Below are 12,869 nucleotides of genomic sequence, written 5' to 3'. Positions count from 1 at the left end.
GGGCCGCCCCCTTCGAGGGGCGGCCCACCGCCGTTTTCTGCGGTTCCCGGACGGGTGCACGCTCTCCGGCCCGCGGCAGCCGGTCCTCAGTCCGTGATCGACTGGTGCAGACCCGGGATGTGGAGATTGCCGCCGAACTGGCCCGCCTGGTCGATCTTCACCTTGGTGAAATACGCGAACGGGACGTTGAGGGGCGGCGGGTGCTCGGGGTCGAAGACGATCGGGATCAGGCCGAAGAGATTGCCCTGCAGCCGCTCGGTGTACATCGTCACCTTGCCGCCGCGGATCGTGGACGTCGAGCCCCCGGCCCCCTGGACGTGGTACTTCTTCCCGGACGCCGGGTCGTCGACGATCTGGTGCAGATCGCCGATGTCGAGACTGTCGGCGGTGAACTTCAGGGCCTGCTTGGTACGGCCGTTCTGGGTCTTGACGTTGACGACGCCCTCGTAGTTCAGGCCGCGCAGGGTGAGCGCGCTGGACTCCAGGTGCCAGGGGTCGTCCGGCAGGGTGACGGGGGTCTGCTCGTCCTTGCCGGCCTGCTTGTTCTCGACGACGCAGGGGAACGCCTTCTTGCCGCCGGCGTCCTTGCCGTCCAGGCCGCCGCCGGGCAGGGCGTTGTCCGCCACGCCCACCGCGCCGTGCACGGTGTCGTTGACCGTCTTCGACCCGTTCTTGACGGCGTCACCGGCCTTGCCGGCGCCGTCCTTGAGGCCGTCGACCGTGTCCTTGACCGGCTTGGTGACCTTGTCGGTGACGGGGCCGGAGTCCTTGGACGCGGACGCCGAAGGGCTCGGCGAGGCGGACTCGGACGCCGAGGGGCTCGGCGAGGCCGAGGGCTTCTCGGACGTGCCGCCGCCGAGGAGACCGCCGAGCGCGTCACCGATACCGCCCAGCAGACCGCCGTCGTCCTTCTTCTCCGCGGAGGCCGAGGGCGACGGGGTCGCCGAGCCCGAAGGCTCATCGGTCTTCGCCGAGCCGGACGGCGCGGGTGCGGGCGTCTTGCCGGCGTCCTTGCCGGCCGAGGGCGAGGCGGAAGACCGGCCGGACGGCTTGGTGTCGTCCTTGCCCTGCGTGCCGCCCTTCGGGTCCTTCGCACCGTCCTTGGACTTGGCGTCCTTCTGGTCCACCTTGTCCGGAGCGGTGACGCACGGGCCGTCCTTGAAGGGGCTCTTGGGCGCCGGCTTGGCTATCGCCATCTGGGGCGTCAGCCCCATGCCCATGAGCACGGCGGTCGGCATGGCGGCGATGGCTATCGCCTTGCCCGCGGGCACATGGAGCCGAGTCAGCAGCGGCTTCCTCGGCGCCGCGTGCCTCGGCCCGGTTCTCGCCCCGGCAGCTGCGCTCTCCTCGTGCAGCTCGTCACCCGGCACGGTGCCTCCCGTTCGTTCCGTTGGTCGGGCTCGTTCCTGACAGGTCGTCCAGTCCATTGCCCAACCCGGGACCGCCGGCCGGCGCGGGGTGCGTGGCGACCACCGGTCCGGCGACCGTCTTACGGGCCGGCTCACCGGCGTCGTCGGCACTCCGGTCGGCCTTGCCCGGCGCCCAGGAGACTCCCAGCGCACCGCCGATCAGCCCCAGGAGGAAGCCGATCAGGAAGGCGCCGAAGTTCGAGACGACCAGGGAGACCAGGGAGAGCAGAATCGCCGCCACACCCGCAAAGACGCGCGAGGCGGGCTGGAACCACATGGTCAGACCGAGCACGACCAGCAGTACGCCGATGATCAGCGAGCCGGCGCCGGCGGTGGTCGCCATGCGGACGGTCAGGGAACCGATCGTGAGATTCGCGTAAGGGATGTACATGATCGGGATGCCGGCCAGCAGAGTCAGCATGCCGCCCCAGAACGGGCGGTGTCCGCGCCACTCCCGGAACGAAAGCCGCTTGCGGCCGATGGACTCGATCAGCCGTGGTCGCGTTTCGGCGCTCATGTCGTACAGCTCCTCGGGACTGGCAAATCGGTGGTTCTGTGCTGAGTAGTCCTACCAGCGCTACCCGGCGTACGGGCACGGGGAACGGCGACCGCCGCACAGCTCCACCCCGCGCCCGCACGCTCAGTGCGTCAGTAGCACTCGCTCTTGCCCTTGGCGACGCTCATCTTCAGGCCGCTGAGCTTGAACGTTCCGGCCGTCGTGGCCCATGCCTGCTGCCTGACGTGGGTCAGCGTGGCCGAGTCGGCCTGCTGGGCGAACGAGCCCGGGTCGGCCTTGTCGCCCTTGTGCATGCCCGGACCCTTGGTCGTCGAGCCCGCAGCAACACCGATGTCGATGTTGTTGAAGGTCGCGTCCGCGTCCAGCTGGTCGAGGTCGATGTAAAGGTTCTTCGCCTCGACGGGCGTGGCCCCGCCACCGGCCGACAGCTTCATCGACACATCGCCGAAGACCGGGACCGGCACAACTACGGACTGGCACAGGTTCTTGATCTTGGCGTTCGAGAACCCCGAGACCGCCACCGGGACCTGCTTGCCGCCCTTCTGGGCGTCAATGGCTCCGTACTGAACGAAGCCGGTGCCGTCCAGACGGTCCGTACTGACCTTGAACTGCTGGCCGGACACGCTGAACGACGCCGCGAGCGCACCCTGCGAGAGGGCAACGCCGATCGCGGCCGTAGCCGCGACGCTCGGCACCATGACGACGGCGAACCGCTTCCATCTGGTCCCGCCACGAGCCAGGGACTCCATGACTTTCCTCCTTCTCGGACGTACATCTCCGGTACGGGCCGCCTCAGTTGGGTCAGCCGTACCTGGGATGGGAGAAGTGCTACGTCCTCGGGAAGGAGAGCGCCTGTCTCGGAGGCACATCGCGTTCCGAACACCGGCGATCACCCCCGAGCGACAACCACTGGCCACGCTCTCGCGCAACCTCCTGGACAGGCCCTGCCGGATGAGGCAGAGACCCCCCTGTCCACGCCGGCGGCCAGTGCCGCCGACCACTCGGTGGGGACCCAAATACCCCGCGGCACCGACCGGATGCCGGACTGCGGGAATGGACCGAGCGTGGCCGATCGTGGTCCATTCCCGGCTGCCGCACAAGGGGCTCGTTACTTGCGGGTAACGACCTGGTAACCACGCCACGACCCACCGAAACCGACCGGATACACACGGTCGCCACTAACGGCGAGGGGACATTGCGCAATTGCGGACACAGCACCACAAGGGGGCCGCTCAGGCTTACTTGAAGTAACAGCGGCCACGATTACCAAGTTTCGGTAAAACGTGGCCGCTGTGTCGTTTGTTCGGTCAACTCGCGGAGGCCGTACTGGTCAGAAGCGGGCGAGTGCAAAGACAGCGGGTCAGAACAGCACCCGGGCCAGCGCCGTACGCGCCGCCGTCACCCGCGGATCCTCCGCGCCGATGACCTCGAACAGCTCCAGCAGCCGCAGTCGCGCGGCCTCCCGGTCGTCGCCCGCCGACCGCTTCACCGCGTCGACCAGCCGGCCGAACGCATCCTCGACATGACCGCCGACCAGATCGAGGTCCGCGGCACGGATCTGCGCCGGCACATCGGCCGGGTTCTCGGCGGCCTCCTTGCGCACCGCCTGCGGATCCAGGTCCTGCACCCGGCGCAGGAGTTCGGCCTGCGCCAGACCGAGCTTGGCCTCCGGGTTGGCCGGGTCGTCGGAGAGCACGTTCCGGTACGCCTGGACGGCACCGCCCAGATCGCCGGAGTCCAGCGCCTGGTTCGCGGCCTCCAGCAGGGCGTCATAGGGACCGGCCGGCACCGGGGCCTCGGCCTCCTGGGCCGGCTCGTCCGCGTCCTGCGGAGCGACGGGCGCCCCCACGATGCCGAACTGCTGCTCGGCGGCCTGTACCAGCTGGTCGAGCACCTGGCGGATCTGCGACTCCGGAGCCGCGCCCTGGAACAGCGGGATCGGCTGCCCCGCGACGACCGCGAAGACCGCCGGGATGCCCTGCACCCCGAACTGCTGGAACAGCATCTGATTGGCATCGACGTCGATCTTGGCCAGCACGAACGCGCCGGCGTACTCCCCCGCGAGGCGCTCCAGCAGCGGACCCAGCTGCTTGCACGGCTCGCACCACTCGGCCCAGAAGTCAATGACGACCGGGACCTCGGTGGAGCGCTGCAGGACGTCCTGCTGGAACCCCGCCTCGTCGACGTCGAACACCAGGCGGGCACCGCTTGCGGGCACCCCGCCCGTACGGGCGGCCTCGGCACGAGCCTGCTCCGCCTTTTGCTTCGCTTCCCCCGCCGCCTTCACCGCTGCGAGGTCGACGACTCCACTCATGGACATATTGCGTGGCTGCATGGGTCCATCCTCCCCCCTGAGCGGTCCGTTCCGGAAAGTGATCCGGAAAGCGCTGCGGTCGACGACGCGGTCGGTGCTGTGGCCTGCGGTGCGGAAGGCCGGTCCGGTGCCGCTGCCAGGCCGTTCCGCCGGACCTCGTACCCCGTCCGTACGCCTCGCCGGAATGCCGGCGTACGTCCAGGATCGCTGCCCGTTGTGGTCCCGAGGAGGACCGGTGTGCGGTCCCGAGGAGGACCGTCGTGCGCGGCCATGGGTCCCCACCCATGGCCAGTGGTGATCGCTCTTACGCTACGACCCGTAGCGTAACTCGCCGTCGCCCCCGCACCACAACCGGTTCCGGCCCGCGGGGAGTGATCTGCCTCACGTGCGGCGCCGCCCGTACTGGCCGGTATGGTCGCCCGCATGCACCACTCCGCCAGCCCCCGGAAAGGCCGCACGGGCCGCCCGCGCAGCGCCGAGACGGATCACGCGATCCTCGACGCGACCCGTGCCGCGCTCGTCGATCTGGGCTGGGGGCGGCTCACCATGAGCGATGTGGCGGCTCGGGCCGGCGTCGCCAAGACGACGCTCTACCGCCGCTGGGCCAACAAGAACGAGCTGGTCGTGGACGCCGTGGCGGTCCTCTTCGACGAGCTCGAACTCCCCGACCGGGGCTGTCTGCAGGCCGATATCGAGGGCGTGGTGCTGCAGTTCGGCGCGCTGCTCGCGCGGCCGGAGACGAAGACGGCGCTGATGGCCGTGATCGCCGAGTCCACCACCGACGCGGCACTGCGCGAGCGGATCCGCTCGGCGATCGTCGACCGCCAGAAGCGGCTGGTGCTGCTCGGCCGCTCGCGTGCCCAGGCCCGCGGCGAGCTGCCCCCGGACACCCCCGGCGAGGAGGGCGAGCAGGCGGCCGCCCGCAACATGGACCTGATCTTCGATGTGATCGCCGGGGCAATCGTGCACCGTGCCCTGGTCAGCGGCGAACCCGTGGACACCGCATGGGGACGCGACTTCACGGCCCTCTTCCTCACCGGGCTGTCCGGCCTGGGCGGCCGGGGCTGAGACCGGCGCCGGGCAACCGGCCGCGGCGGGGCACCGGTTGCCCCGTCGCGGCGCCGGCCGGGCGCGGGTGGGCCGCGGCGAACAGCCCGGAGGTTCGGGGCAGTTCAGACCTGGTAGCGGTCCGCCGCGAACAGCTGGAGGTTCTCGGCCACCCACTCCGACGTCCGCCTCAGCCCCTGCTCCAGGGAGACCTCGGGACGCCATGAAGCCCACTCCCGCGCCCGGGAGTTGTCCGACAGCAGCCGCTCGACCTCGCTGCCGGCGGGCCGCAGCCGCTCGGCGTCCACCACCACCTCGGCCCGGCGGCCGGAGGCCGCTATCAGCGCCTCGGCGAGCGCCCCGATGGCGATCTCCCGCCCGGTGCCGAGGTTGACGACCTCGCCCAGCGCCCGGTCGCAGTCGGCCAGCGCCAGGAACCCGGCCGCGGTGTCCGTGACATAGGTGAAGTCGCGGGTCGGGGTGAGCGAGCCGAGCTTGATCTGCCGGGCGCCCGCGTGGAGTTGGGCCAGGATCGTGGGGATCACGGCACGCGCGGACTGCCGGGGCCCGTAGGTGTTGAACGGCCGCACCACGGTCACCGGCAGCCCGAAGGCGTGCCGGTGCGACAGTGCCATCATGTCCGCGCCGATCTTCGAGGCGGAGTAGGGCGACTGCGGCTGCAACGGGTGGTCCTCACCGATCGGCGCGGTCAGCGCGGTCCCGTAGACCTCACTGGTGGAGGTGTGCACCAGCCGCCGCACCGCATGCCGCCGGCAGGCCTCCGCGACGTTCTCCGTTCCCACGACATTCGTCTGCACATAGGCGCCCGGCGAGTCATAGCTGTACGGAATCCCGATCAGCGCGGCCAGATGGAAGACCGTGTCGCAGCCCGCGACGGCGTCCATCACCCGGCCCGCGTCCCGCACATCCCCCGCGACCATCTCGACCGGGCCGCCCGGCCCGAGATGGCGCGCCAGATTTCCCTTTTCGGCGTACGGCTTGTAGTGGACGAAGGCGCGCACCTCGGCGCCGGCCTCCACCAGCATGTCGACCAGGGTCGAGCCGATGAATCCCTCGGCCCCGGTGACCAGGACCTTGCGGCCCGTCCACTGCGGTGTACTGCTGTTCATGCTGACTCCTTCATCGAGAGGTGGGGGTGGGCGAGCGGGTGACCGGCCAGCGCCAGCGTCTTGGCGGCCAGCAGGCCGGCGGCCCGCGCATGGGTGCCGGGATCGGCGGCCGTGCCCATCGCGGCCAGCCGGTCAGGGTCGTCGAGAAGCGGGGTGACCAGGGCGTCCAGCCGCTCCGCCGAGGTCTGCGGGTCGGGCAGCAGCAGCGCCGCCCCGGCATCGGAGAGCACCCGCGCGTTGTGCGTCTGGTGGTCGCCCGGCGCATGCGGATACGGCACGAGCACGGCCGGCATCCCGATCGTGGCCAGCTCCGCGATGGTCGCCGAACCGGCCCGGCACACCACGAGATCGGCGGCGGCATAGGCCAGGTCCATCCGGTCCAGATACGGCACGGCCTCGGCGACCGCGTCCCCGCCGTTCGCCGCGAGGAGCGCCCGGGTCTCCTCCAGGGCCGCGGGCCCGGTCTTGATCAGCAGCCGCAGGTCCCGGCGCGTGCGGTAGCGGCCGGCCAGGCCCACCGCCGCCTCGGTCAGCCGGGCCGCGCCCAGGCTTCCGCCGTTGACCAGCAGCAGCCGCGCCCCGTCCGGCACGCCCAGGGCCCGGCGGGCGGCGGGCCGCAGCCGCGCCCGGTTCAGCTCGGCCAGCGGGCCCACCAGCGGCATCCCCACCGTCTCGGCCCGCTCGCCGCCGGCCAGATGCTCCCGGCTGCGGTCGAAGGCGAGGGCGATGTGCGGGGTGAGCCGGGCCGCGAACTTGTTGGCGCGGCCCGGCACCGCGTTGGACTCGTGGACCAGGCTCGGCAGCCCGGCCAGCCGGGCCCCGACGATCACCGGGGCGCTCGGATAGCCACCCATACCGACCGCCACCTGGGCGTTCTGTTCCTTGAGGATCGCCCGGCACTGGGCACCCGAGCGAAGCAGCGCGGCCGGCAGCAGATAGCGTCGGGCGCCGAGCGAGGGGTCGAAGGGGATCATGTCGACGGTGTGCAGCCGGTATCCGGCCTGCGGGATCAGCCGCGTCTCCAGTCCGCGCTCGGTCCCGACGAAGGAGATCACCGCATCGGGCACGGCCCGGCGGATCGCGTCGGCGAGAGCGAGTCCTGGATAGATGTGGCCGCCGGTGCCGCCCGCACCGATCACGACGGAGAGTGGTGTGCGCATGGCCGCCACGCTCGCGATACGCCCTAAGAAGCTTCTAAGAGAGGTGTTTGGCAGCCTATGTCCATGCCGCCCACGCCCGGGAACACCCCAGCCCCCAAGATCCTCGTCGTCGACGACGAACCCGAGGTGCGCGCCGCCGTGGAGGACGGCCTCGCCGTGGAGGGCTATACGGTACGCGGCGCCGCCGACGGCCTGGCCGCCCTCTCGGAGGTCGCCGGCTGGCAGCCGGACGCCCTCGTGCTGGACGTGATGATGCCCGTCCTGGACGGCCTGGCCGTCTGCCGCCGGCTGCGCGCCCTGGACGACCGCACCCCGATCCTGGTCCTGACCGCGCTGGACTCGGTCAGCGAACGGGTCGACGGGCTCGACGCCGGCGCCGACGACTACCTCGTCAAACCGTTCGCCCTGGACGAGCTGGTGGCCCGCGTCCGGGCCCTGCTGCGCCGGGCCTCGGCCACGGCCGCCGAGGACACCCGGCTCTCCTTCGGCGACCTGGTCGTCGACCCCGTGACCCGCACCGGCCACCGGGCGGGCCGGCCACTGGAGTTCAGCCGTACCGAGTGGGCGCTGCTGGAACTGCTGCTGCTGCACCCCGGACAGGTGCTGCCGCGGGAAATGATCCTGGAGCGGGTCTGGGGCCGCGACTTCGGCCCCGACTCCAACTCCCTCGCCGTCTACGTCGGTTATCTGCGCCGCAAACTGGAGGCGGGCGGCGAGCCCCGGCTCGTCCACACCGTGCACGGCGTCGGCTATCGCCTGGACCACGCGGAGGGCACATGACCGGCACCCGCGGCCTGGGGGCCCGCTGGCGTCGCCGCCGCCCGCTGCGCGCCCGGCTGGCCCTGGCGGCCTCCGCCGCGGTGGCGCTGGTGGCGATCGGCATCTGCGCGGCCGCGTTCTCCATCATCAACTACCAGATGACCCGGCAGCTGGAACTGAACCTGACCCAGACGGCCACGCAGGCCATCCGGCAGCGCCACGACTGGGGCCCGACGCCGAGTGACACCCTCTGCCGGTACCCGGCCTCACCCTGCATCCAGATCGTGCCGTCCGACCCCGCCAAGGATCCGCGCGAGCGGTACGTACTGCCCGTCTCCGACGCCACCCGGCAGGTCGCCGACGGCCGGCGCGCGGCCTTCTACAACAAGCTGACGGTGGCCGGCCAGCCGGTCCGGATGCTCACCACGCGCCTGGGGAGCAAGAACGAGGCGGTGCAGGTCGCCCAGCGCTCGGACACCATCGACCGGGGCGTACAACAGGCCGCCTGGGCGCTGTCCCTGGTCGGCGCCGTCGGCGTCCTGCTGGCCGCCGCACTCGGCTACTGGGTGTCCCGTACGGGCCTGGCCCCGGTCGCCCGGCTCACCGCCACCGCGGAACGCATCGCCGCCACCCGCGACGCCCGCCACCGCATCGAACTCCCCGCCGGGCCCCTGGCCCGGGAGGACGAGATCACCCGCCTGGCCACCAGCTTCAACACCATGCTCGGCGAACTGGAACAGTCCGTCACCGCACAGCGCCGCCTGGTCGCCGACGCCTCCCACGAGCTGCGCACCCCGCTGACGGCGCTGCGCACCAACGCCGAACTCCTGGCCCGCGCCGGCCGTCTGACCGACGCCCAGCGCGACCGCGCCTCGGCCGCCCTGGGGCGCCAGCTGCGCGAGGTCACCACCCTCGTCAACGACCTGATCGAACTGGCCCGGGACGAGGAGCCGCAGCCCCTGGTGGAGCAGGTACGCCCCGCCGCCCTCCTGGAGTACGCGGTGGGCGCCGCCCGCGAGCACTGGCCGGAGATCACCTTCACCGTCGCCATCGATCCGGCCGCGGCGGGCACCGTGGTCCCCGGAGTGCCGCCCCGCCTCGCCCGGCTGCTGTCCAACCTTCTCGACAACGCCGCGAAGTTCTCCCCGCCGGGCGGCCCCGTCGAGGCCGAGCTCTCCCGCGCACCGGGCGCCTGGGAACTGACCGTACGCGACCACGGTCCCGGCATCGAAGCCGGCGATCTGCCCCATGTCTTCGACCGCTTCTACCGCGCGAAGGCGGCCCGCGCCCTGCCCGGCTCCGGCCTGGGCCTGGCCATGGCCCGCCAGATCGCCCGCGCCCACCACGCCGACCTCACCGCCGAGCAGGCACCGGGGGGCGGGGCGTTGTTCCGGCTGCGGGTGCCTGTCGCGGCGCCGTAGACCGTGCCGCCGTCGGCCGTGGCGTCAGCACGCGCACGGCCCGGCCGCCACCCGGCGGCCGGGCCGTGCACCCCTGCTCGTCGGCACCCCTGCTCGTCGGGACCCCTGCTCGTCGGGACCCCTGCGTCATCGGGACCCCTGCGTCATCGGGACCCCTGCGTCACCGGGACCCCTGCGTCGCCGGAGCCCGCCTCAGAACCCGGCCGGCTCCGTGTAGATGCCCCACTCGTCCCGCAGCACCCCGCAGATCTCGCCGAGCGTCGCCTCGGCCCGTACGGCCTCCAGCATCGGTTCGATCATGTTGCCGCCGTCCCGGCCGGCTTCCAGCATCGCCTTCAGCGAGGCCTGGACCCGGGCGTCGTCGCGGGCCTCCTTGCGGGCCGCGAGCACCCGCACCTGCTCGCGCTCGACCTCGTGGCTGACCCGCAGGATCTCCAGATCGCCGGTGACCGAGCCATGGTGGCAGTTGACGCCGACGACCTTCTTGTCGCCCTTCTCCAGCGCCTGCTGGTAGCGGAAGGCGGATTCGGCGATCTCGCCGGTGAACCAGCCGTCCTCGATGCCACGCAGGATGCCGGAGGTCATCGGGCCGATCGGGTGCTCGCCGTTCGGGACCGCCCGCCTGCCGCGCTCCTTGATCTGCTCGAAAATCTTCTCGGCGTCCGCCTCGATCCGGTCGGTCAGCGACTCGATGAACCACGAGCCGCCCAGCGGGTCGGCGACATTGGCGACGCCGGTCTCCTCCATCAGCACCTGCTGGGTGCGCAGCGCGATCTCCGCGGCCTGCTCGCTGGGCAGCGCCAGGGTCTCGTCCAGCGCGTTGGTGTGCAGCGAGTTGGTGCCGCCGAGCACGGCCGCCAGGGCCTCCACGGCGGTCCGTACGACGTTGTTGTACGGCTGCTGGGCGGTCAGCGAGACACCCGCGGTCTGGGTGTGGAAGCGCAGCCACTGCGCCTTCTCGCTCGTCGCGCCGTAGACGTCCCGCATCCAGCGGGCCCAGATCCGGCGCGCGGCACGGAACTTGGCGATCTCCTCGAAGAAGTCGAGATGCGCGTCGAAGAAGAAGGACAGCCCGGGGGCGAAGGTGTTGACGTCCAGTCCGCGGGAGAGGCCCAGCTCCACATAGCCGAAGCCGTCGGCGAGCGTGTACGCCAGCTCCTGTGCGGCCGTCGCGCCCGCCTCGCGGATGTGGTAGCCGGAGACCGAGAGCGGCTTGTACGCGGGGATGCCGCGCGCACAGTGCTCCATCAGGTCGCCGATCAGGCGCAGATGCGGCTCCGGCTGGAAGAGCCACTCCTTCTGGGCGATGTACTCCTTGAAGATGTCCGTCTGCAGCGTGCCGTTCAGGACGCCCGGATCGATGCCCTGCCGTTCGGCGGCCACCAGATACATGCAGAAGACCGGGACGGCGGGGCCGCTGATGGTCATGGACGTCGTGACCTCGCCCAGCGGGATGTCCCGGAACAGGACCTCCATGTCGGCCGCCGAGTCGATGGCGACGCCGCAGTGCCCGACCTCGCCCAGCGAGCGGGGGTCGTCGGAGTCCCGGCCCATGAGGGTGGGCATGTCGAAGGCGACGGAGAGGCCGCCTCCGCCCGCCTTCAGGATCATCTTGTAGCGCTCGTTGGTCTGCTCGGCATTGCCGAAGCCGGCGAACTGGCGGATCGTCCACGACCGTCCGCGGTAGCCGGTCGGGTACAGGCCACGCGTGAAGGGGAACTCGCCCGGCCAGCCGATCCGCTCGAACCCCTCGACCGAGTCCCCGGGCCGGGGCCCGTACGCCGGCTCGACGGGATCACCCGAGAGCGTGGTGAAGTCCGCGTCCCGCTTCCGGGCGGAGTCGTACCGAGCCTGCCAGCGGCGGCGGCCCTCATCGATCGCGTCAGCGTCCATACCCCCGAATTTACTTGGACGTCCTAGTATTTGTCGACGGGAGAGGACTGTGAGTCGCGATACGCCTCCCCATGATCACCCTCCGTAAGGGATGCGGGCAGCGCACATGCGCCCGTCCCGGGGCGGGGACAGGCGCACAGGAGGAGGCCGGCAGGGGTGCCGTCGGGCCGCGCGCCGGGGCGCGGCCCCCGCGTCAGACCTTCACCGGCTCCGCGGCGTCCTCGGCGATCAGCGGCTCGATCTCGCGCACCACCTGGCGCTCCACGAAGAACGCGGCGGTGGGGATCGTGCCCGCGATCAGCACCCACAGCAGCTTGCCGAACTTCCACTTGGCCTTGGAGCCCAGGTCGAAGGCGAAGACCAGGTAGATGATGTAGAGCACACCGTGGATCTGCGAGACGACGAGGGTGAGATCCTTGCCCATCCCGAAGCCGTACTTGAAAACCATGCAGGTGCACAGCACCAGCAGCATCACGGCGGTGATGTAGGCCATCGCCCGGTAGCGGGTCAGGACGCTTCGCTTCATGCCCCGAGCGTAACCACCCGTTCCGGGGCGATCTTCGCCGCCCCCCTGCGAACGCCGGGCCCGGCTACTCGTCCTCGAAATCCGCCGCCGCCACCCGCAGCGGCCGCAGCAGCGCGAAGATCTCCCCGCACTCCTCGGAGTCGTACGCCCCCAGCCCGAAGTCCATCGCCATCAGATCGCGGGTCGCCGCGTCACACACCTCGCGGCCCTTCTCCGTGATGGTGGCGAGCGTGCCCCGCCCGTCATTCGGGTTCGGACGCTTGGCGACGAGACCGGACTTCACCAGCCGGTCGACGGTGTTGGTCACCGAGGTGGGATGCACCATCAGCCGCTCGCCGATCTTCGACATCGGCAGCTCACCGGCCTTGGAGAAGGTCAGCAGCACCAGCGCCTCGTAGCGCGCGAAGGTCAGTCCGTACGGCTTGACCACCGCGTCCACCTCGCCCAGCAGGATCTGATGGGCGCGCATGATCGAGGTGATGGCGGCCATCGAGGGCACGGCGCCCCATCGCTGCTGCCACAGTTCGTCGGCGCGCGCGATGGGATCGAAAGCAAGGCTGAGCGGCTTCGGCACGGATCCGACCCTACCGGGCGGTCATATGGTGGTCAGCCATGTCTCAGCTTTCGGTACCGGGAACCGGCCGGGCCGGGGCCGCACGAGCACACTCCGCCCGGGATCACCCTGGCCGCGGG

Annotated in this window: 12 protein-coding genes; 3 read left to right on the top strand and 9 right to left on the bottom strand. The window is 71.1% G+C overall.

Annotated features, from left to right (window positions below; translation table 11 throughout):
• Positions 1-86: 86 nt before the first annotated feature.
• The 4 genes from ACWGJY_RS22235 to ACWGJY_RS22220 all read right to left on the bottom strand — a co-directional run bounded on the left by ACWGJY_RS22235 (position 87) and on the right by ACWGJY_RS22220 (position 4,261).
• Positions 87-1,370: a hypothetical protein gene (locus tag ACWGJY_RS22235; RefSeq protein WP_453262557.1), complete on the bottom strand. Its 1,284-nt coding sequence runs from the start codon at positions 1,368-1,370 to the stop codon at positions 87-89.
• The gene (locus tag ACWGJY_RS22230; protein ID WP_453262556.1) at positions 1,360-1,926 is read right to left on the bottom strand and encodes a DUF6114 domain-containing protein; all 567 of its coding nucleotides are present in this window, start codon (positions 1,924-1,926) and stop codon (positions 1,360-1,362) included. Before ACWGJY_RS22230 ends, ACWGJY_RS22235 begins: the two co-directional genes overlap by 11 nt.
• 131 nt (positions 1,927-2,057) lie before the next feature.
• Positions 2,058-2,675 carry a DUF6230 family protein gene (locus ACWGJY_RS22225; RefSeq protein WP_453262555.1) on the bottom strand — a complete coding sequence of 206 codons (618 nt, stop codon included), beginning with the start codon at positions 2,673-2,675 and terminating at the stop codon, positions 2,058-2,060.
• A gap of 611 nt (positions 2,676-3,286) precedes the next feature.
• Positions 3,287-4,261 (bottom strand): tetratricopeptide repeat protein, encoded by a 975-nt coding sequence (locus ACWGJY_RS22220; protein WP_453262554.1) that lies wholly within the window; start codon positions 4,259-4,261, stop codon positions 3,287-3,289.
• Positions 4,262-4,663: 402 nt separating this feature from the next.
• On the opposite strand from ACWGJY_RS22220, the gene ACWGJY_RS22215 reads away from it, so the two are divergent.
• Entirely contained in the window at positions 4,664-5,308 is a 645-nt protein-coding gene (locus ACWGJY_RS22215) for a TetR/AcrR family transcriptional regulator (protein ID WP_453262553.1), read from the top strand.
• A gap of 104 nt (positions 5,309-5,412) precedes the next feature.
• On the opposite strand, the gene ACWGJY_RS22210 is transcribed toward ACWGJY_RS22215, so the two are convergent.
• The gene (locus tag ACWGJY_RS22210; protein ID WP_453262552.1) at positions 5,413-6,417 is read right to left on the bottom strand and encodes an SDR family NAD(P)-dependent oxidoreductase; all 1,005 of its coding nucleotides are present in this window, start codon (positions 6,415-6,417) and stop codon (positions 5,413-5,415) included.
• Positions 6,414-7,577, bottom strand: a complete 1,164-nt coding sequence (locus tag ACWGJY_RS22205) for a UDP-N-acetylglucosamine--N-acetylmuramyl-(pentapeptide) pyrophosphoryl-undecaprenol N-acetylglucosamine transferase (RefSeq protein WP_453262551.1) — start codon at positions 7,575-7,577, stop codon at positions 6,414-6,416. Before ACWGJY_RS22205 ends, ACWGJY_RS22210 begins: the two co-directional genes overlap by 4 nt.
• Positions 7,578-7,634: 57 nt before the next feature.
• Between ACWGJY_RS22205 and ACWGJY_RS22200 the strand changes: the two genes are divergently transcribed.
• Both ACWGJY_RS22200 and ACWGJY_RS22195 read left to right on the top strand, forming a co-directional pair.
• On the top strand, positions 7,635-8,357 hold the full coding sequence (locus tag ACWGJY_RS22200) for a response regulator transcription factor (RefSeq protein ID WP_453262550.1): 723 nt from the start codon (positions 7,635-7,637) through the stop codon (positions 8,355-8,357).
• Positions 8,354-9,757, top strand: a complete 1,404-nt coding sequence (locus ACWGJY_RS22195) for an ATP-binding protein (RefSeq protein WP_453262549.1) — start codon at positions 8,354-8,356, stop codon at positions 9,755-9,757. Before ACWGJY_RS22200 ends, ACWGJY_RS22195 begins: the two co-directional genes overlap by 4 nt.
• Before the next feature lie 192 nt (positions 9,758-9,949).
• On the opposite strand, the gene ACWGJY_RS22190 is transcribed toward ACWGJY_RS22195, so the two are convergent.
• The 3 genes from ACWGJY_RS22190 to ACWGJY_RS22180 all read right to left on the bottom strand — a co-directional run bounded on the left by ACWGJY_RS22190 (position 9,950) and on the right by ACWGJY_RS22180 (position 12,750).
• Positions 9,950-11,650, bottom strand: coding sequence for an acyl-CoA mutase large subunit family protein (locus ACWGJY_RS22190; protein WP_453262548.1), 1,701 nt, complete (start codon positions 11,648-11,650; stop codon positions 9,950-9,952).
• A gap of 193 nt (positions 11,651-11,843) precedes the next feature.
• A complete protein-coding gene (locus tag ACWGJY_RS22185; protein ID WP_453262547.1) occupies positions 11,844-12,176 on the bottom strand; it encodes a DUF3817 domain-containing protein in 333 nt (110 codons plus the stop codon).
• Between the two features lie 64 nt (positions 12,177-12,240).
• The gene (locus tag ACWGJY_RS22180; RefSeq protein ID WP_453262546.1) at positions 12,241-12,750 is read right to left on the bottom strand and encodes a MarR family winged helix-turn-helix transcriptional regulator; all 510 of its coding nucleotides are present in this window, start codon (positions 12,748-12,750) and stop codon (positions 12,241-12,243) included.
• Between the last annotated feature and the right edge of the window lie 119 nt (positions 12,751-12,869).

Source organism: Streptomyces sp. NPDC054765 (assembly GCF_053612065.1).
Note: the sequence above shows the minus strand (reverse complement) of the source record. Positions and strands in the feature narration are given on the sequence as shown.